The sequence below is a fragment of the Kitasatospora sp. GP30 genome, from assembly GCF_029892145.1.
GTDB classification, from domain to species: Bacteria; Actinomycetota; Actinomycetes; order Streptomycetales; family Streptomycetaceae; genus Kitasatospora; species Kitasatospora acidiphila.
This window is the reverse complement of record NZ_JARZAH010000016.1, coordinates 46,732-64,891: the sequence shown is the minus strand read 5'-3', so window position 1 is coordinate 64,891 and position 18,160 is coordinate 46,732. Positions and strand designations below refer to the sequence as shown.

General features: G+C 74.4%; 15 protein-coding genes, 1 tRNA gene and 1 pseudogene. 9 read left to right on the top strand and 8 right to left on the bottom strand.

Going from position 1 to position 18,160, the window contains the following annotated elements; genetic code table 11:
- The first annotated feature begins 180 nt into the window (after window positions 1–180).
- Window positions 181–1,437: a hypothetical protein gene (locus tag P3T35_RS22520; protein ID WP_101381605.1), complete on the top strand. Its 1,257-nt coding sequence runs from the start codon at window positions 181–183 to the stop codon at window positions 1,435–1,437.
- Between the two features lie 150 nt (window positions 1,438–1,587).
- Window positions 1,588–2,151, top strand: a complete 564-nt coding sequence (locus tag P3T35_RS22515; RefSeq protein ID WP_101381604.1) for a hypothetical protein — start codon at window positions 1,588–1,590, stop codon at window positions 2,149–2,151.
- A 15-nt stretch (window positions 2,152–2,166) separates the two neighbouring features.
- Here the strand turns inward: P3T35_RS22515 and P3T35_RS22510 are convergent, their stop codons facing one another.
- Window positions 2,167–3,615 (bottom strand): MFS transporter, encoded by a 1,449-nt coding sequence (locus tag P3T35_RS22510; RefSeq protein WP_280707443.1) that lies wholly within the window; start codon window positions 3,613–3,615, stop codon window positions 2,167–2,169.
- Between the two features lie 127 nt (window positions 3,616–3,742).
- Between P3T35_RS22510 and P3T35_RS22505 the strand changes: the two genes are divergently transcribed.
- Window positions 3,743–3,814, top strand: a tRNA-Cys gene (locus P3T35_RS22505).
- 79 nt (window positions 3,815–3,893) lie between these two features.
- Here P3T35_RS22505 and P3T35_RS22500 read toward each other — a convergent pair.
- The 5 genes and pseudogenes from P3T35_RS22500 to P3T35_RS22480 all read right to left on the bottom strand — a co-directional run bounded on the left by P3T35_RS22500 (window position 3,894) and on the right by P3T35_RS22480 (window position 10,551).
- Window positions 3,894–6,173, bottom strand: coding sequence for a molybdopterin cofactor-binding domain-containing protein (locus P3T35_RS22500; protein ID WP_101381602.1), 2,280 nt, complete (start codon window positions 6,171–6,173; stop codon window positions 3,894–3,896).
- A 689-nt stretch (window positions 6,174–6,862) separates the two neighbouring features.
- A pseudogene (locus tag P3T35_RS22495) lies at window positions 6,863–7,366 on the bottom strand ((2Fe-2S)-binding protein); the annotation flags it as partial.
- Window positions 7,367–7,440: 74 nt separating this feature from the next.
- Complete coding sequence (locus tag P3T35_RS22490) at window positions 7,441–8,322, bottom strand: FAD binding domain-containing protein (protein WP_101385165.1); 882 nt, start codon at window positions 8,320–8,322, stop codon at window positions 7,441–7,443.
- 243 nt (window positions 8,323–8,565) lie between these two features.
- Window positions 8,566–10,203 (bottom strand): beta-N-acetylhexosaminidase, encoded by a 1,638-nt coding sequence (locus P3T35_RS22485; RefSeq protein WP_101381601.1) that lies wholly within the window; start codon window positions 10,201–10,203, stop codon window positions 8,566–8,568.
- 63 nt (window positions 10,204–10,266) lie between these two features.
- Window positions 10,267–10,551, bottom strand: coding sequence for a DUF3039 domain-containing protein (locus P3T35_RS22480; protein WP_101381600.1), 285 nt, complete (start codon window positions 10,549–10,551; stop codon window positions 10,267–10,269).
- A gap of 164 nt (window positions 10,552–10,715) precedes the next feature.
- Between P3T35_RS22480 and P3T35_RS22475 the strand changes: the two genes are divergently transcribed.
- From P3T35_RS22475 to P3T35_RS22455, 5 genes are read left to right on the top strand one after another with little or no spacing between them, the layout of a single operon-like run.
- Complete coding sequence (locus P3T35_RS22475; RefSeq protein ID WP_101381599.1) at window positions 10,716–11,507, top strand: SDR family oxidoreductase; 792 nt, start codon at window positions 10,716–10,718, stop codon at window positions 11,505–11,507.
- 20 nt (window positions 11,508–11,527) lie between these two features.
- Window positions 11,528–12,787 (top strand): aminotransferase class I/II-fold pyridoxal phosphate-dependent enzyme, encoded by a 1,260-nt coding sequence (locus P3T35_RS22470; RefSeq protein ID WP_101381598.1) that lies wholly within the window; start codon window positions 11,528–11,530, stop codon window positions 12,785–12,787.
- Complete coding sequence (locus tag P3T35_RS22465) at window positions 12,784–13,722, top strand: diiron oxygenase (RefSeq protein WP_101381597.1); 939 nt, start codon at window positions 12,784–12,786, stop codon at window positions 13,720–13,722. Before P3T35_RS22470 ends, P3T35_RS22465 begins: the two co-directional genes overlap by 4 nt.
- Window positions 13,719–14,486: a tryptophan 2,3-dioxygenase family protein gene (locus tag P3T35_RS22460; RefSeq protein ID WP_101381596.1), complete on the top strand. Its 768-nt coding sequence runs from the start codon at window positions 13,719–13,721 to the stop codon at window positions 14,484–14,486. The genes P3T35_RS22465 and P3T35_RS22460 overlap by 4 nt, the downstream gene beginning before the upstream one ends.
- A gap of 28 nt (window positions 14,487–14,514) precedes the next feature.
- The gene (locus P3T35_RS22455; protein ID WP_101381595.1) at window positions 14,515–15,324 is read left to right on the top strand and encodes an alpha/beta hydrolase; all 810 of its coding nucleotides are present in this window, start codon (window positions 14,515–14,517) and stop codon (window positions 15,322–15,324) included.
- Here the strand turns inward: P3T35_RS22455 and P3T35_RS22450 are convergent.
- Window positions 15,317–15,886 carry a YqgE/AlgH family protein gene (locus P3T35_RS22450; protein WP_101381594.1) on the bottom strand — a complete coding sequence of 190 codons (570 nt, stop codon included), beginning with the start codon at window positions 15,884–15,886 and terminating at the stop codon, window positions 15,317–15,319. The two genes, P3T35_RS22455 and P3T35_RS22450, sit on opposite strands and share 8 nt — an antisense overlap.
- A gap of 227 nt (window positions 15,887–16,113) precedes the next feature.
- Here P3T35_RS22450 and murA point away from each other — a divergent pair, with 227 nt between their 5' ends.
- A complete protein-coding gene (gene murA / locus P3T35_RS22445) occupies window positions 16,114–17,457 on the top strand; it encodes a UDP-N-acetylglucosamine 1-carboxyvinyltransferase (RefSeq protein ID WP_101381593.1) in 1,344 nt (447 codons plus the stop codon).
- A 171-nt stretch (window positions 17,458–17,628) separates the two neighbouring features.
- Here the strand turns inward: murA and P3T35_RS22440 are convergent, their stop codons facing one another.
- Window positions 17,629–17,910 carry an HU family DNA-binding protein gene (locus P3T35_RS22440; RefSeq protein ID WP_035848732.1) on the bottom strand — a complete coding sequence of 94 codons (282 nt, stop codon included), beginning with the start codon at window positions 17,908–17,910 and terminating at the stop codon, window positions 17,629–17,631.
- Window positions 17,911–18,160 lie beyond the last annotated feature (250 nt).

Genomic DNA, 18,160 nt, shown 5'->3' with positions numbered 1-18,160 from the left:
ACGCCGATCGGCTGGTCCTAACGGGCGGTTGAACACCCGCCGGGGCCGCCGTCCAGGTCAGATCATGCGATTCTGTGACAAATCCCCGATAACGGTCAATCAGCGGACAGAGAACCACCCATCGGAAACCGCACGGCCGTTGGGGCGCAACCGTGCACGTCGCACCGACTTGGAGTGATCATGGACGCCCTGTCCCGCCGTTCCCTGCTCGCGGCCGGCGCCGCCACCGCCGCCACGGTGGCCGCCGGCTGCGCCCGACCCGCCGCCGCCGGCCACCAGGCGGCTCCGGCCGGGGCCGCGGCGGCGGGACGATCGTCCTCGCCGGCGGCCCCCAGCACCCCGGCCAAGCCGCCCGCAGTGATGATCGGCGACGGCTCCACCTCCGACACCGGCCCGCAGCCCAACCAGCCCGTCCCGGAACCCCTGGAGCTGGGCCAGCGCCCGCCGCAGTTCGTGGTGTTCTCCTGGGACGGCGCGGGCGAGCTGGACAACAGGCTCTTCTCCCGGTTCCGCACCCTGGCCAACCAGCACAACGCCTCGATGACGTTCTTCCTCAGCGGCATCTACACGCTGCCCGAGGGCAAGAAGGAGCTCTACCGCCCACCCCAGCACCGGATCGGCGCCTCCGACATCGGCTACCTGGCCGACGACCACATCCACGCCACGCTGACCCAGGTCGGCGCGGCCTGGCTGGACGGCCACGAGATCGGCACCCACTTCAACGGCCACTTCTGCGGCGGCAACGGGGTCGGCCGCTGGTCGTCCGAGGAGTGGGAGAGCGAGATCCAGCAGGCCATGGACTTCGTCATGAAGTGGAGGACCAACACCGGCTTCAGCGATCTGCCCGCGCTGCCCTTCGACTACCGCAAGGAGCTGATCGGCGGCCGCACCCCCTGCCTGGAGGGCCAGCGCGCCCTGCTGCCGACCGCGGCCGCCCGCGGCTGGAAGTACGACGCCAGCGGCCCGGGCGGGTTGCAGGTGTGGCCGCAGAAGTTCCAGGGCGGCGCGCTCTGGGACATGCCGCTGCAGTCCATCCCGTTCCCCGGGCACTCCTTCCAGGTCCTGTCGATGGACTACAACATCATGTACAACCAGTCGGGCGACGACACCAAGGGCAATCCGGTGATGCAGGACGCCTGGCAGCAGCAGGCCCGGGACTCCTACCTGATGGGCTTCGAACGCGCCTACACCACCAACCGCGCGCCGATGTACATCGGCAACCACTTCGAGCAGTGGAACGGCGGCATCTACATGAACGCGGTGGAGGAGGTGCTGAGGACCATCGCCGAAAAGCCCGAGGTGCGGCTGGTCTCGTTCCGCCAGCTGGTGCAGTGGCTGGAGGCGCAGGACCCGGGGGTGCTGCGCAAGCTGCAGGCGCTCGGGGTCGGCGAGAGCCCGGCCGGCGGCTGGTCGAGCTACCTCGGCAAGGCCGGCTGACCCCGTTTGGCGCCACCCCGGGTGATCGGACATCACCCCAGGTAGCAGCCGGTTTTCCGGCCCGCGGCCGGTCCGCTCGGGGTGCGGCGGGGCCGCGGAGCCCGTCCCCTGGTGTTCAGGACACTCACCGTTCGTAAGGAATCCCTCGCCATGCGTGCTCGTCACTTCGCCGTCACCGGGCTGCTCGCCCTGGCCGCCGGGTTGGCCGCGGCCGCCCCGGCCGCCGCCAACCCGGTCGTCATCGAGCCGGACCCGGTCTCCCCCGGCGGCCGGTTCACCCTGTTCGACGGCGGCAACTGCGACAGCGCGGGCGGCCAGGCCACCTTCAAGGCGCGCGAGCAGGCCGACGGCGCGTCCACCGGCCCCGCCGAGGACATCCCGGCGGTCAAGCTCGGAGCGCTGCGCGGCCTGGTCGGCGCGGTCGCCACGGTCCCCGAGCATGCCCGGCCCGGCGTCTACGACGTGACCATCACCTGCACCACTGCCACCAAGCACAAGGTGATCACCACCATCACGGTGCACGGCGGCGCGCCGGGCCGCGGCGACCACCAGGAGCACGGCGACCCGAGCGACCGTCCCAGCGGCCCGAGCGGCGCCAGCCACGCGGGCCTGGGCGGCAGCACCGGGCCGAACGTCCCGGAGGCGCTGGCCGGCGTCACCCTGCTGGGCACCGCGGCCGCCGCCGTCGCGCACCACCGGCGGCGCCGCTCCTGACGGTCCGACGGCGGCTCAGTCGCGCGGCCGCACCCGGCCGGCCAGTGCCGCGCCGCCCAGCGAGACCGCGGCCATCACCACGAAGATCATGCCGAACGCCGCCCTGGGCACGCTCGCTCCCGCGGTGGCCGCCGTGACCGCACCGCCGCCGCCCGCCGCGAACAGCACCCCGGCCAGGCCGACCAGCAGCACCGTGCCGAGCGAGTCCGACACCTGCAGCGACGCCGAGTTGGCGCCGGCCGCCTCGGGCGGCGAGAACTTCAGCATCAGCACGCTGATGCTGGCGATCAGCAGACCCATCCCGAGCCCGCCGAAGGCCCAGGCCACCGCCGCCGTCCAGGTCGGCATGGCGGGCAGCAGCACCAGGGCGGCGCCCGCGACGGCGACGCTGGTGAACAGGAAGCCGAGCCGGATCAGCAGCTCGCGGTGGCGGTCGGCGCCGGGCCGGCCCTGCAGCCAGGAGCCGAACGACCAGGAGAGCCCGCCACTGGTCAGGGTGAGGCCGGCCATGGTCGGCGACAGATGACGCTGCGTCACCATCATCAGCGGGATGAACGCCTCGGCGGCGAAGAACGCACCGGACGCCACCCCGCGCAGCAGGATCAGCGTGGGCAGCCCGCGCCCGGCCCGCAGGGTGCCGGCCGGCAGCAGCCGCAGCACCGCGGGCACCAGCAGCGCCAGCCCGACCAGCGCGGGCAGCAGTGCCACCGGGTCGCGTCGCTCGCCCGCCCACTGCAGCAGCCCGGCGCCGAGCGCGGCCATCGCGGCGAGCCCGATCCGCCGCCGGTTCAGCGCGCCGCCCGGTTGGGGGTACCCCCGGCCGGAGGCTGGGGGAAGCTCCTGCTCCCGCTCGGCCCGCCGCAGCGCCGGCCCCATCACCGCGAGCGGCAGCACCACCAGCATCGGCACGGCCAGGAACACCCAGCGCCAGCCCAGGTGCTGGGTGACCGCCCCGGAGACCACGGGGCCGATGATCGAGGGCAGCACCCAGGCCGCCGAGAACGCGGCGAAGACGGCCGGCCGCAGCCGCTCCGGAAAGGCCCGCCCGGCCACCACGTAGAGCGCCACGATCACCAGGCCGCCGCCGAGGCCCTGGATCGCCCGTCCGCTGACGAACAGCCACATGTTGGCCGCCGTGCCGGCCACCACCAGCCCGCCGGCGAAGACCCCGATCCCGGCGAACAGCGGCAGCACCGGCCCGCGCCGGTCGCACCACTCGCCGGACAGCACCATGGCGAACAGGGTGCTGGTGAAGTAGCCGGAGAACGCGAAAGCGTAGAGCCCCACCCCGTGCAGCTGACGGGCCGCCACCGGCATCGCGGTGTTCACCGCGGTCGCCTCGAAGGCGAGCAGCAGCACCACCGAGACGATCCCCAACGTCAGCGCGCGGTACCGCGCGCTCAGCACTCCGCCCTGGTCAGGCGGGGCGAGCTGGCTGAGCAGGGCGGAGTCGGTTGCGGTCATGACTGCCATGGTAAGCCGCGTTCGCCGGGTTTACTCCTGACCCTTTGGTCCTAGGACTTCATGCGGATGTCACATTCAGGCATTGACCGACCCCACAGGGTGTCGCCTAGGCTTCTTCCCGTCAGCCGGCCGTGTGCCCGAGTGGTTGAGGGAACCGCCTGCAAAGCGGTGTACACGGGTTCGATTCCCGTCATGGCCTCTTGAAAGCGGAATGCCGGGTCGACGTTTTCGTCGACCCGGCATTCCGGCGTTTTCAGGCCTTTTCGGCCGCCCGAACCTCAGCCCACCACCGCGTCCTGCGGGAGGATCGGGAGGCGGCCGACCGGGAGGTTGGTGGCGGCGCGGACGGCGGCGGCGACGGCGGCGGGGGCCACCACGGCGGGGACGGCGCTGACCGCCTTGGCGCCGAAGGTGGCGACCACGTCGCGCTCCTCCACCAGCTTGGCGATCCGCACCTCGGGGGTGTCCAGCGAGGTGGGCAGCCGGTAGCCGGTGAGCGAGAGGTCGTGCGGGACGCCGGCGGTGGTGCGCAGGTCCTCCAGCAGGGCCGTGCCGACCCCGTGGGCCACCGCCGCCTCGATCCGGTCCTCGATCTGGCCCGGGTTCAGGGCCCGGCCGACGTCCTGGGCCACCGTCACATCGACCACCCGGACGGCGCCCAGTTCGATGTCCACGTCCACCACGGCGCGCATCGCGCAGAAGGCGATCGAGACGAAGGCGTCACCCTGGCCGGCCTCGTCCAGTGGTTCGGTCGGGTGCGGGCGGCACTGCGCGGTGGCCCACAGCTCCTTGCCCTCCAGCGCCTCGCCGACCGGCATGCCGAGCACCCCGTCATAGGAGGTGATCTTGCCCTCGGCGATCGACAGCAGCTCCACCGACATGCCGAAGTCGGCGGCGATCGGCTGCAGCAGCTGGTGGCGGACCATCAGCGCGGCCTTCTCCACCGCCCCGCCGGAGACCCAGGTGTGCCGGCCGCGGGCGGACGGGCCGGCGATCGTCTGGTCGCTGTCCACCGGCGCGACGTAGACCTCGCTCACCCCGAGCACCGACTGCACGATCTGCCGGGCCAGCGTGGCGAAGCCCTGCCCGGCGTCGACCGCCGCGCAGATCACCGTGGCATGGTCCCCGCTGACCCGCACGGTGGCGGTGGAGACCTCGTCCGCGCCCTCCGCGCCCAGCATGTGCACCATGCCGACCGCATAGCCGATGCCGCGCCGCACCGCCGCCGGGTCGCCGGCGCCGCCCGGCCCGCCGGGCAGCAGCCAGGCGGTGTCCGGGTCGTCCAGCGGCAGCGCCGGCAGCGGCACCTCGTCGAGCGCCTCCAGCAGCGGGCCGACCGGGGCCGGGCAGGTGACGGCCTGTCCGGTGGGCAGCGAGTCGCCGGTGGTCATCGCGTTGCGGCGGCGGATCTCCAGCGGGTCCAGGCCGAGCCGGGCGGCCAGCAGGTCCATCTGCGACTCGTGCGCGAAGCAGGACTGCAGCGCGCCCTCGCCGCGCATCCGGCCGGCCGGCGGGTTGTTGGTGCGCACCGCCCAGGCGTCCACCGAGACGTTCGGGCAGACGTACGGTCCGGCCGCGAACGCGGTGGCGGCGCCCAGCACCTCCGCCGAGACGTCCGCGTAGGCCCCGCCGTCCAGCAGGATCTGCGCCTCCACCTTGACCAAGGTGCCCTGGGCGTCGGCGTGGTGGCGGTAGCGCAGCAGCGCCGGGTGGCGGCCGCTGTGCGCCTGGAACGACTCCTCGCGGGTCAGCACCATCTTCACCGGCCGCCCGGAGCGCAGCGCCAGCAGCGCCAGGGTCACCTGGAAGGAGAGCTCCTCGCGGTCCGCGCTGGCGCCGGGCACGCCGGTGACCACCAGCCGCACCCGGTCCGGCTCCAGGCCGAGCCGGGCCGCCACCCGGTCCCGGTCGCCGTGCGGGTCGGTGGAGGACAGGTGCAGCTCCACCCCGCCGTCCGGGCGCGGCACCGCCAGGCCCGCTTCGGTGCCGATCGGCGCCGGGTCCTGGCGCCCCACCTGGTAGAGCCCTTCGACCACCACCTCGCCGACCGGCTCCTGGTCGCCGTGGCGCAGCGGCAGGTGGCGCAGCAGGTTGCCGTTCGGGTGCAGGGCCGGGCCGTTGAAGGCCTGCTCCGGGTCGGTCAGCGGTTCCAGGAGCTGGTACTCGACCAGGATCGAGGCGGCGGCCAGCCGCGCGGTGTCCGGGTGGTCGGCGGCCACCGCGGCCACCGGCTCGCCGTGGTGGCGGACCACCTCGGCGGCCAGCACCGGGCGGTCGGCCTCCGTCGGTTGCGCGGGCAGGTCGGCGGCGGTCACCACGGCGTGCACCCCGGGGATCGCCAGCGCCGCCGAGGTGTCGATGGCGACGATCCGGGCGTGCGGGTGCGGCGAGCGCAGCACCGCGCCCCAGAGCAGCCCCTCCGCCCAGAGGTCGGCGGCGTACGGGTAGATGCCGAGCGCCTTGGGCAGCGCGTCGGTGCGCAGCGGCGAGCTGCCCAGGCCGTGGGCCGGGGCCGGCGCCGGGGTGCCCTCGGCCGGGTGGTCGAGCTGGTCGGTCATGCGTGGCCGTCCTCGGGGAGGTGGAGGCCGTGGGCGGGGGTGCCGGCCTCGGGCGTGCCGGGGGCGGTCTCGTAGACCGTGCCGTCGAACGGGGTGGCGGGCGCCGGGATGCCGTGCGCCGGGGTGGCCTGGTAGCCGAGCGGGTCGTAGGCGGTGCCCGGGTAGGGCGCCTGGGCGTACGGGTCGGCGGCGTACTGCGGCGCGGCCGGGTAGCCGCCGTCCTGGTGCGGGATGCCGTGCGCCGGGGTCGGGTCGTACGGGGTGCCCTGGGCCGGGGTGGTGTCGAACGGCGGGGTGGCGGTGCCGTGCGCGGGCGTCGGCTCGTACGGGGTGCCCTGCGCGGGGGTGGTGTCGAACATCGGGACGGCGGTGCCGTGCACGGGGGTGGGCTCGTAGCCGGACGCCGCGTCATAGCCGGTGCCCGGGGCGTATCCGGCCGTGTCGTAGCCGGGGTAGCCCTGGGCCGGGATGGTGCCGAGGCCGCCGCCGTCGGCGGTGCTGGGCACCGCCTCCTCGGCGGCGATCCAGTCGCCGTCGGCCTCGAAGATCGGCACCTCGCCGGCGGTCGCGGTGCCGCTCCAGGCGTCCTGGTAGACCGGCGGGTCGAGCACCTGGGCGACGGCGGGTTCCGGCGCGGGCGGCTCCTGGGCCGCCGGTTCGGTGGTGTCGGCGGGCGGTCCCGACGCCTCGTCAGCCGCCTCCGCGGCCGCCTCGGCCTCCAGCAGCAGCGCGGCCCGCTGGTCCGCGACGGTCTGCACGGCCGCCAGCGCGCTGCGGTACCCGGTGCACCGGCACAGGTTGCCGCAGAGCGCCTGCCGGGCCTCCATCTCGCTGGGCCGGTGGTTGCGCTGCAGCAGGTCGTGCACCGCCATCGCCATGCCGGGCGTGCAGTAGCCGCACTGCACCGCCCCGGAGTCGGCCAGCGCCTGCTGCACGTCGCTGGCCGCGCCGCCAGCCGACAGGCCCTCCACGGTGGCGATCTCGCTGTCCGCCGCGAGCGCCGCCGGCACCAGGCAGCCGGCCACCAACTGGCCGTCCACCTGCACCGAGCAGGCCCCGCACTCGCCCTGCTCGCAGCCGTTCTTGGCGCCCGCCAGCCCGAGCCGCTCGCGCAGCACATGGAGCAGGCTCTCGCCGATCCAGGCATCGGTGACCGGCCGATCGAAGCCGTTCACGCGCAGCGTGTAGGAGGCGGTGGGCCGCCCGTCGCCCGGCTGGGCGGGATGCATCGTCGGTTCGGTCGCCATCTGGGCGATCCCCTCGGCCGTCACTTCAGTGCCCTCCCCAGCGCCCGGCGGGCCAGCACCGCCACGGTACGCCGTAGCGCCACGGCCGCCGCCGTCGGCCCCTGCGGCGGCAGTCCCGACGCCGCGTCAGCGCCGTAGCCGTCCGGCACGCAGGCGGTGGCCACGTACTCGCCGAAGGCGGCCGCCGCGGCCGGGTCGATGGCCGTGGCGCCCTCCTCGCCGCGCGCCGACCAGTCGATGCAGCCCGCCACCCAGGCCTCCGCCTCCAGCGGGCGCAGCGGCACCGGGGCCACCGCGCCGACCGCGCAGCGCACCCCGCGCCGGGCCGGGTCGAGCACCAGGGCGACCGAGGCGGTGGCCCGGGCCGGGCCGCTGCGCCCGGTGGCCTTGAGGAACACCTGGGGGGCGTGCAGCAGCGGCACCCGCACCCAGGTGAGCAGTTCGCCCGGGCGGATCGGGTCGAGGCCGGTGAGCAGGTGGCTGACCGGCACGTCCCGGGTGCCGCCGACGCCGGCCAGGGTCACCTGGGCCTCCAGTGCGGTGAGCACCGGCAGGGTGTCGCCGGTCGGCGCGGCGGTGGCGATGTTGCCGCCCAGGGTGCCGACGTTGCGGGTCTGCGGCGGCCCGGCGGTGCGGGCCGCGTCGGCCAGCGCCGGGATCAGCGCGGCGAAGTCGGGGCGGTCCATCCGGGCCAGGGTCAGGCCGGCGCCGAGCACCGCGGTGCCGCCGTCCTCGTAGCGCCAGCCGCGCAGTTCGGTGATCCGGCCGAGGCCGAGCAGCGCGGCGGGGCGCAGCCGCCCGGCGTTGACGGCCTCCATCAGGTCGGTACCGCCCGCCACCGGCACGGCGGCGGGGCTGGTGCCCAGGGCTTCGACAGCCTCCGCCAGCGAGGTCGGCAGCATGATCGTCCGATTCACCTGGGTCCCACCGTGCTCCACTCTCCTGGCTGCGCTCGGGTCCGGGCCCAGCCGTACCGGTCGGCCGCCGAGCGGTCGGCCTGCCGCGCACCGCGCTCGCGGTACCGCCCGTAGAGTACGGGCCCGGGCTGCCGAACTGAAGCCGCAGGGGTCCGAAGGGAGGCTGCCCCGCCACCTGATCTTGACGACCCGGTGGTCCCAAAGGTTCCCCGCCGGCCGGACGGAGCGTCAGCGCACCGGCGGCGGCCCGTCGGACGGACGGCCCGGCACCCCGGGTCGCCGCTGCCACGGATGCGGCCCGGCCGGCGGGCGGTAGGCCACGCCGAGCGCGTCCAGCCTGGCCAGGTGGCCGCCGAGCCGCTGCTCGAAGCCCGGCCAGTCCCGCCGCGCCGGATCCCTGGGCAGCTCGGACCAGGCGACCTCGGCGAGTGCAGCCAAACGGGGGAACGCCCGGAAGTCGACGTCCCGGGGCTGGTCGGCGAACTCGGTCCACAGGTTCGCCTGAGTGCCGATCACCTGACGGGCGCCCGGCTCGTCCAGCTCGGGCGGGACCGGCTCGAACCGGTAGACGTCCGCCGCGGTGCGCACGAAGCCGACCGGGATCGGCTCGTCGGGCCCGTCGGCCTGCCGGTGGTCCAGGTAGACGTACTGCTCCGGGCACATCACCACCTGGTGCCCGGCCCGCGCGGCCGCCACCCCGCCGAAGTAGCCCCGCCAGGAGGAGACGGCCGCCTGCGGCGCGAGGCCGCCCTCCAGGATCTCGTCCCAGCCGATCAGCCGCCGCCCCCGGTCGGCCAGCCAGCGGCCGAAGTGCCGGATCATCCAGCCCTGCAGCTCCTCCTCGCCGGCCAGCCCCAGCTCCTTGATCCGGGCCTGCGCGGCCGGGCTGGCCCGCCACTCGTCCTTGGGGCACTCGTCCCCGCCGAGGTGCACGAACTCGGACGGGAACACCTCCAGGAGCTCCTCCAGCACGCCCTCGAAGAAGGCCAGGGTGGCGTCCGACGCGTTGAGCACGTGGGAGCTGACGCCCCAGTCCGTCCACACCCCCAGCGCGGCGGTGTCCACCACGTCGGTGTTGCCCAGCTCCGGGTAGGCGGCGATGGCGGCCTGGGTGTGCCCGGGCAGGTCGATCTCCGGCACCACCGTGATCCCCCGGTCGGCCGCGTAGGCGACCAGCTCGCGCAGGTCGTCCTGGGTGTAGTGGCCGCCGTGCGGCCGGTCGTCCCAGCGCTGCCCGTCCCGGAAGCCCACCATCGAACGGGTCCGCCAGGAGCCGGCCTCGACCAGCTTCGGATAGCGCTTCACCTCGAAGCGCCAGCCCTGGTCGTCCGTCAGGTGCAGATGCAGCACATTGAGCTTGTGCGCGGCCAGCAGGTCGACGTAACGCAGCAGCTCGGGCTTGGGCAGGAAGTGCCGTGCGGTGTCCAGCAGCAGGCCCCGCCAGCCGAACCGCGGCGCGTCGGTGATCTCGCCGAGCGGCAGCGCCCAGCCGGTGCGGCGCAGCGGCGCCCGCCGGAACGCCTCGGGGCCGAGCAGCTGGCGCAGCGTCTGGGCGGCCCAGTGCGCGCCGGCCGGGCCGCCGGCGGTGAGCTGGGCCCGCTCGGGGCCGATCGCGATCCGGTAGGCCTCCGGTGCCAGCGCCGCATGGGGGCACCTCCCAGCCGCCAGGCTGGGGGAGAGCCGCAGCTCGATGACGGGGCGGTCGGCCCGGGGCAGCGCCAGCCCGGTGGCGGCTCCCAGCTCGGTGCGCAGCCAGCGCTCGGCGGCCTCGGTGCCGGGGCCGCCGGCCAGGGTGCTGTCCGGCCCGAGCGGCAGGGTGCGGTGCGGGTCGAGCCGGACGGCCGATGGTGCGGGGATCAGGTCCATGGCGGGCATGCTGCCCCGCACGCCGCCATTGGTACAGACCAATACCGGCCTAGGTGGACCGGCCTACTTGCCCTTGTTGTCGCCGCCCTTGTCGCCGCCGGCGCCGATGCCGTCGTAGATCTCCTTGCACATCGGGCAGACCGGGTACTTCTTCGGGTCGCGCCCGGGCACCCAGACCTTGCCGCAGAGCGCGACCACCGGGGAGCCGGAGAGCGCGCTCTCCATGATCTTGTCCTTCTGGACGTAGTGCGCGAAGCGCTCGTGGTCACCGTCGCCGTTGGACACCTGCGGGACGGGCTCGACCAGGGTGCCGGTACCGAGGCCGCGCTCGGGCTCAAGAGTGCTCATGGGGGCCAAGTCTATGGGGGTCGCCCCGCAAACGGACCCCCGACTTCACCAAGCCCCGGGTCCGTCGGCGTGATCCTTGTCGCCGCCGCGCGGATTGGACACCATCGGCACAGCCCGTCACTCAGCGCTGCCACGACGGCCCAACGTTCCGGGAGGGACGGCAGATGCCGACACGCAACGTACTCATCACCGGGGGTTCGGCAGGGATCGGCCGGGCCTGCGTCGAGCGGTTCGCGCAGGCCGGCGACAACGTCTGGTTCACCTATCGGCTGGGGGCCGACCGCGCCACCGTCCTGGCCGAGAAGCTCAACGCCGAGGGGCCCGGCACCGTCCGGGCCTTCGCCTTCGACCAGGGCGACTGGGCCGACCACCAGCGGCTGCTCGACGAGTTGCCCGGCCCGGTCTGCGTACTGGTCAACAACGCCGCGGTCGGCTCGGCCACGGTCGCCCGGTACGCCGGCCCGAGCCAGCACGAACGGGACGAGGCGATGCTGCGGATCAACGCGCTCGGCCCGCTCTGGCTGACCCGCAAACTGCTGCCGCAGCTGATCGAGCAGGGCTGCGGCAAGATCGTCAACGTCTCCAGCGTCGGCGGCGGGGTGTCCCAGTTCCCCGGCTTCCGGCTGGCCGACGGCATGAGCAAGGCCGCCCTCGGCCACTTCACCCGGCAGCTCGCGGCCGAGCTCGCCCATGAACCGGTGGAGGTCTTCGCGATCTGCCCGGGCGCCGTGGAGACCGGCATGTTCGAGGCCAGCACGCTCAACGCACTGGACCCGGTCGGGCAGGCCGAGCTGGTGCACCGGCTGCCCCGCGGGCGGCTGATCGACCCGGCCGAGGTGGCCGAGCTGATCTTCTGGCTGGCCGGCCCGGACTCCACCCTGCTGCACGGCGCCGTGATCGACGCCTCGATGGGCCTGGGCGTGCACCCCGGCCTGCTCACCGGCCAGGCGCACTGACCCCCGTCAGAGAGGCATCCATGGTCTCCCGCACCGCGGCCGCACTGGCCGCCGCGACCCCCGCCATCGCCGAGGCCCACTTCCGGGCCGAGGCCTACCCCTACCACCCCGAGCGGCGCCCCGACGGCTACCTCAACCTGGGCACCGCCGAGAACCGGCTGCTCGGCGACCTGCTCACCCGGCTGGCCGCCGAGCTGCCCCCGTTCACCGAGCCGGACACCCGCTACGCCCCGCTGCACGGCACCCCGGTGCTGCGCGAGCGGATCGCCGAACTGCTCACCGGCAGCTACCGGGCGCCGGTCGACCCCGACCACCTGGTGCTGGTCAGCGGGGCCAGCGCCGCCCTGGACGTGATCGCCAGCGCGCTCTGCGATCCGGGCGACGCGCTGGTGCTGCCGGCCCCCTACTACGGCGCCTTCGACACCGACCTCGGCGGCCGCTCCGGCGCCCGGCTGATCCCGGCCCCGCTGGATCCGGCCGACGGCTTCGCGCTCGACCCGTCCCCCATCGACCGGGCGCTGCGGCTGGCCCGCCGCACCGGCACGGCGGTCCGGGCGATCGCGCTGGCCTCGCCGCACAACCCGCTCGGCCAGGTGTACTCGGCCGAGCAGCTGACCGGGCTGGCCGAACTGGCCGCCGAACACCAGGTGGCGCTGATCGGGGACCAGATCTACGCCCACTCGGTCTTCGGACCGCGCCCGTTCACCGCGCTGGAGGCGCTGCCCACCACCGCCGCCCGCCACACCGTGTGGGGCTTCGCCAAGGACTTCGGCCTGCCCGGCTTCAAGGTCGGCGTGCTGCACACCAGCGACCCCGAGGTGCTCGCCGCCGCCCGGGCGCTGGCCTACTTCGCGCCGGTCTCCACCGGCACCCAGGCGATGCTGGCCGCCCTGCTCGCCGACCCGGCCGGGACCGCCGCCTTCCTGGCCGAGAACCGCCGCCGGCTGGGCGCCTCCGCCACGGCCGCCGCCGACCAGCTGACCCGGCACGGCATCGCCCACCGGGCGGCCGAGGCCGGCTGCTCGCTCTGGATCGACCTGCGCGACCGGCTGCCGGAGCCCGGCTTCGCCGGCGAGCGCCGGCTGTGGCGCGACGTGCTGGACCGGCTGCGGGTCAACATCCTGCCCGGCGAGGCCTTCCACTCCCCCGAGCCCGGCTGGTTCCGGCTCTGCCACCCGCTGGACCAGGCGCTGGTGGCCGAGGCGATCTGCCGGCTCGGCACCCTGCCGGTGCTCGCCGGGGCCGCCCCGGCCGCCGCCGCGGTGGGCGGTGCCCGATGACCAGTGGCCCGCTGGACCGCTGGTACGAGACCGCCGGGGTGCGCACCGGGGTCCGCCGGATGTTCCACGAGGGCGCCGAGCAGGGGCTGGTCTTCTTCCCCGAGGCGCTGGTCCCGCACCTGGACCACCCGGCGGTGCTGGCCCTGGAGCCGGCCCGGCGCCGCGAGCTCACCGTCCGCCACCTGTACGGGTTCCTGCTGGCCACCACCCACCTGGAGACCCGGGTGGTGAACCGGGCCGCCGAGCGGATCGCCAACGGGCGGACCGGCCTGCCGCTGACCGCCGGCCTGCGCGAGGACGCCTTCAAGGTCTACTGCGACGAGGGCTACCACGCGCTCTACAGCCTGGACCTGGCCGACCAGATCGCCGCCGTCAGCAAGGTGCCGATCCCGGAGCGCGACTACGGGGGCTTCGTCGACCGGATGGCCGACTCGGCCCGCAGGCTGCTGCCCGACCGGCCGGAGCTGGCCGCCCTGCTGCAGGCCGTGGTGTTCGAGACCCTGATCACCGCGGTGCTCAACGAGGTGCCGAACGACGAGAGCGTGGTGCGCCCGGTCCGCGACCTGATGCGCGATCACGCCCGCGACGAGGGCCGCCACCACCGCTTCTTCTCGGCCTTCTTCACCGAGCTGTGGGCCGGTCTCGACCCGGCGGACCGCCGCGCCGCCGCCCTCGCCCTGCCCGACCTGATCCAGATCGCCCTCGGCGCCGACCTCGGCCCGGTGGTGGACTCGCTGCGGCTGGCCGGCCTGGACCGGCAGGCCGTCGGGGCGGTGCTGGCCCAGTGCTACGCGCCGGGCTTCGACACCCGGCGGATCCAGGAGATCGCCCGGTCGACGCTGCGCCTGTGCGCCTCGGTCGGGGCATTCGACCTGCCCGGCGTCCGGGAGGCCTTCGCCGCCCGCGGGCTCTACGAAGTGGACCTCGCGCCATGACGACCATCACCCCGACCCTCACCTACGGCTCCTACCTGCGCCTGGACCGGCTGCTGACCCTGCAGCACCCCCTCGCCGACCGGCCGGGCACCGACGAGGAGCTGTTCATCGCGGTGCACCAGGTGCACGAGCTCTGGTTCCGGCAGCTGCTGACCGAGCTGACCGCGGCCCGCGACCGGATGCTGGCCGGGCAGCCGCGCGAGGCCCGGCTGCTGCTGCACCGCTGCAGCGAGATCGACCGGGCGTTGCTCGCCACCATCGAGCTGCTGGACACCATGGCCCCGCCGGCCTTCCTGGACTTCCGCGGCGCCCTGGGCAGCGCCAGTGGCGCGCAGTCCGCGCAGTTCCTGGAGGTGGAGCTGCTCTCCGGCCCGGCCGCGCCGGAGCGGCTGGCCGGCCTGGACTGGCCGACCCGCGCCGAGCGGAGCAGGCTGCAGCGCCGACTGCGCGAGCCGAACCTGTGGGACGCCTTCCTCACCGTGCTGGCGACAGCCGGGCACCAGGTGCTGACGGCCGATCAGCGGCGGGCCGCGCTGGTCGCCACGGTCCGGGACCCGGCCGGCTCGGAGCTGGTCGACCTGGCCGAGGCGCTGCTCGACCACGACCAGGGCTGGGCGCTCTGGCGGGCCCGGCACGTGCTGGTGGTGGAGCGTCAGATCGGCCGGCGCTCCGGCACCGGCGGCAGCTCCGGCGCCACTCACCTCGCCGACCTTGCCCGCGGCCGGTTCTACCCGGAACTGTGGGAGTTCCGCAGTCGGCTCTGAGTCACCGTCAGCGCGTCAGGAGGCGCCCATGAACAGTCGAGAAATCCTCACCCGCCCGGCCCCGCCGGTCGACCACACCCTGCGCTACGGCCCGCTCCCCGAGCAGGTGGTCGACCTGCGGCTGCCGCCCGGCCCGGGCCCGGCTCCGCTGCTGGTGCTGCTGCACGGCGGCTTCTGGCGACCGGAGATCGACCGCGCCCACACCGGTCCGCTGGCCGACGCGCTGGCGGCGAGCGGGCTGCTGGTCGCCGTACCGGAGTACCGGCGCTCCGGCTGGCCGGACACCCTGGACGACGTCGCGGCCGCGCTGGACCTGCTCGCCGGGCCGCTGCCGCACCCGGTCACCGGCCGCACGGTGCTGGCCGGCCACTCGGCCGGCGGGCAGCTGGCGCTCTGGGCGGCCGCCCGGCGCCGGCTGCCGGCCGACTCGCCCTGGCACGGCGACGCGCTGCCGGACGCGGTGGTGGTACTGGCCGGCTGCAGTTCGCTGGAGCGGTGCGCCGACTGGCACCTGGGTGACGACGCGGTGCTGGGGCTGATGGGCGGCGATCCGGCCCGCTACCCGGAGCGGTACGCGGTGGCCGATCCGGCGGCGCTGCTGCCGCTCGGGGTGCCGGCGACCCTGCTGCACGGCGTCGAGGACGACCGGGTGCCGGTGGCGATGAGCCGCGACTACGCCGCGCTCGCCACGGCCGCCGGCGATCCGGTGGAGCTGCGCGAGCTGCCCGGTATCGACCACTTCCAGCTGATCGACCCGCTCACGGCGGCCTGGCCCGCCGTCCGGGACACCGTGCTGGCCGCCGCCCACCCGGTGCCGCGGCGGCGGCCGGTCAGTTGAGGGTCGGATCCTCGGGGTAGGTGGCGAGCATCGCCAGCGCCCCGGTCTGCCGGCGCAGCACCGCACGCCACAGCTGCTCCGGCTCGGGGCAGGAGATGTCGCCGGGCTCGGCGTCCACCAGGTACCAGGCACCCTCGGCGATCTCCTGCTCCAGCTGACCCGGCGTCCACCCGGCGTACCCGGCGAAGACCCGCAGCGCGCCCAGCTCGCCGGCCAGCACCTGGGGCGGCGCCTCCAGGTCGACCAGCCCGATCGCCCCGTGCACCCGGCGCCAGCCCAGCGGGTCCTGCGGCCCGGGCTCGCCGGGCACCACGGCGACGGCGAGCGCCGAGTCCAGCCCGACCGGGCCGCCCTGGAAGACCACCCGGGGCGCGCCGGTCAGCTCGGCCCAGCCGTCCAGCACATCGGAGACCTCCACGGGGGTGGGCCGGTTCAGCACCACGCCCAGGGCGCCCTGCTCGTCGTGGTCGAGCAGCAGCACCACCGCCCGGGCGAAGTTCGGGTCGGTGAGGACGGGCGTCGCCACGAGCAGCCGGCCGGTGTGCGTGTGGGCCGCGGTCATGCCCACATGATCCCGCAGTGTGCGCCCGTACGGGTACTGGAACACGGGTTCGGTAGCGAAAGCCCGCGCTCCGGTTCGACCACCCGTTCGGCATATGAGATTTTTGTGATTCCACCCGGAAAGAGCATGATCACACTGCGTGGGCGCGGGAACCAGGAATCCTCCTACTACCATCTACCGAAGGTGGCGCCCCGAGCCATGGTTGCAAACCCCGGATTGCGAGAACGATGACCGACGACGTCCTGCTGGTCCACGGCGGAAACCCGCTGGAAGGCGAGATCCGAGTCCGCGGTGCCAAGAACCTGGTACCCAAGGCGATGGTGGCCGCCCTGCTCGGGCAGGGCCCCAGCAGACTGCGCAACGTCCCTGACATCCGTGACGTCAAGGTGGTCCGCGGCCTGCTGCAGCTGCACGGTGTGACGGTGCGCAGCGGCGACGAGGAGGGGGAGCTGATCCTCGACCCGTCGCACGTGGAGAGCGCCAACGTCGCCGACATCGACGCGCACGCCGGGTCCTCCCGGATCCCGATCCTGTTCTGCGGACCGCTGCTGCACCGCCTCGGCCACGCCTTCATCCCGGGCCTCGGCGGCTGCGACATCGGCGGCCGGCCGGTGGACTTCCACTTCGACGTGCTGCGCCAGTTCGGCGCGGCCATCGAGAAGCACCCGCAGGGCACCTACCTGACCGCCCCGCAGCGGCTGCGCGGCACCAAGATCGAGCTGCCCTACCCGTCGGTCGGCGCGACGGAGCAGGTGCTGCTCACCGCCGTGCTCGCCGAGGGCGACACCGAGCTGCGCAACGCGGCCATCGAGCCGGAGATCGTCGACCTGATCTGCGTGCTGCAGAAGATGGGCGCGATCATCTCGATGGGCACCGACCGGACCATCCTGATCACCGGGGTGGACGAGCTGGGCGGCTACGAGCACCGGGCCCTGCCGGACCGCCTGGAGGCGGCTTCCTGGGCCTGCGCGGCGCTCGCCACCAAGGGCGACATCTACGTCCGCGGCGCCCGCCAGCTGGAGATGATGACCTTCCTCAACACCTTCCGGAAGGTCGGCGGCGCCTTCGCCGTGGACGACGCGGGCATCCGCTTCTGGCACCCGGGCGGCGAGCTGAACGCCATCGCGCTGGAGACCGACGTGCACCCCGGTTTCCAGACCGACTGGCAGCAGCCGCTGGTGGTGGCACTGACCCAGGCGGCCGGGCTGTCCATCGTGCACGAGACGGTGTACGAGTCGCGCCTCGGCTTCACCTCGGCGCTCAACCAGATGGGCGCACACATCCAGCTCTACCGGGAGTGCCTGGGCGGCACCCCCTGCCGGTTCGGCCAGCGCAACTTCCTGCACTCGGCGGTCGTCTCCGGCCCGTCCAAGCTGCTCGGCGGCGAACTGGTCATCCCGGACCTGCGCGGCGGCTTCTCCTACCTGATCGCGGCGCTGGCCGCCGACGGCACCTCCACGGTGCACGGCATCTCGCTGATCAACCGCGGCTACGAGAACTTCCTGGAGAAGCTGCGGGCGCTGGGCGCGCACGTCGAGCTGCCCAGCGAGCAGGAGCTGCTCGCGGTCTGAGCCGCCACCGCACACCGCGCTGCGGGGCCGTCCCGGCCGGGGCGGCCCTTCGGCGTTTTCCCGTGCCGCACCACCACGGGCGGCCCCGGACGATCACCCGTCCGGCCCCGGGCATGACGAAAGCAGGGCGGTTCCGAACGGAACCACCCTGCCTCAGGTGACGGCGAAGCCTCAGGCGCCCTTGGCGGCTTCCTTGAGCTTGGAGCCGGCGCTCACCTTGGCGCTGTAGCCGGCCGCGATCTGGATCGGCTCGCCGGTCTGCGGGTTGCGGGCGGTCCGAGCGGCGCGGTGGGTGCGCTCGAAGGTCAGGAAGCCGGGGATGGTGACCTTCTCGTCACCCTTGGCCACGACCTCGCCCACGACCTCGGCGAAGGCCGCCAGAACGGCGTCGGCGTCCTTGCGGGTCACCTCGGCGCGGTCGGCCAGAGCGGCCACCAGCTCACTGCGGTTCATGTGTACTCCTGTGGTCTGTTCGTTGCGGTGCGCGGGGGCCCCATCGGTCGTCCCTCCGGGGGGCACCCGGCCGGGCCGCTGGTCCGCGCACCGTGCTCGTTCAGGCGGCTGGTGGTAGGGGCCCGGCTCGCCCCGGGCCGCGCAGCGTGTCTGTCCTGCCACGTGCCTGCCTGGAGACGAATCCTGCCCTTACCGGCCCTGAGAAAGCCAATCGGGCCTCGGCCGTCCACCCCGAACGGCGCCCTCCCCA

Bases quoted from the DNA above. Each gene is read 5' to 3' on its own strand.
- P3T35_RS22465 (WP_101381597.1), top strand. From the start codon at position 12,784: ATGACCAGTGGCCCGCTGGACCGCTGGTACGAGACCGCCGGGGTGCGC.
- P3T35_RS22510 (WP_280707443.1), bottom strand. From the start codon at position 3,615: ATGACCGCAACCGACTCCGCCCTGCTCAGCCAGCTCGCCCCGCCTGAC.
- P3T35_RS22520 (WP_101381605.1), top strand. From the start codon at position 181: ATGGACGCCCTGTCCCGCCGTTCCCTGCTCGCGGCCGGCGCCGCCACC.
- P3T35_RS22475 (WP_101381599.1), top strand. From the start codon at position 10,716: ATGCCGACACGCAACGTACTCATCACCGGGGGTTCGGCAGGGATCGGC.
- P3T35_RS22515 (WP_101381604.1), top strand. From the start codon at position 1,588: ATGCGTGCTCGTCACTTCGCCGTCACCGGGCTGCTCGCCCTGGCCGCC.
- P3T35_RS22440 (WP_035848732.1), bottom strand. From the start codon at position 17,910: ATGAACCGCAGTGAGCTGGTGGCCGCTCTGGCCGACCGCGCCGAGGTG.
- murA (WP_101381593.1), top strand. From the start codon at position 16,114: ATGACCGACGACGTCCTGCTGGTCCACGGCGGAAACCCGCTGGAAGGC.
- P3T35_RS22500 (WP_101381602.1), bottom strand. From the start codon at position 6,173: ATGACCGACCAGCTCGACCACCCGGCCGAGGGCACCCCGGCGCCGGCC.
- P3T35_RS22480 (WP_101381600.1), bottom strand. From the start codon at position 10,551: ATGAGCACTCTTGAGCCCGAGCGCGGCCTCGGTACCGGCACCCTGGTC.
- P3T35_RS22450 (WP_101381594.1), bottom strand. From the start codon at position 15,886: ATGACCGCGGCCCACACGCACACCGGCCGGCTGCTCGTGGCGACGCCC.
- P3T35_RS22460 (WP_101381596.1), top strand. From the start codon at position 13,719: ATGACGACCATCACCCCGACCCTCACCTACGGCTCCTACCTGCGCCTG.
- P3T35_RS22490 (WP_101385165.1), bottom strand. From the start codon at position 8,322: ATGCTGCCGACCTCGCTGGCGGAGGCTGTCGAAGCCCTGGGCACCAGC.
- P3T35_RS22485 (WP_101381601.1), bottom strand. From the start codon at position 10,203: ATGGACCTGATCCCCGCACCATCGGCCGTCCGGCTCGACCCGCACCGC.
- P3T35_RS22455 (WP_101381595.1), top strand. From the start codon at position 14,515: ATGAACAGTCGAGAAATCCTCACCCGCCCGGCCCCGCCGGTCGACCAC.
- P3T35_RS22470 (WP_101381598.1), top strand. From the start codon at position 11,528: ATGGTCTCCCGCACCGCGGCCGCACTGGCCGCCGCGACCCCCGCCATC.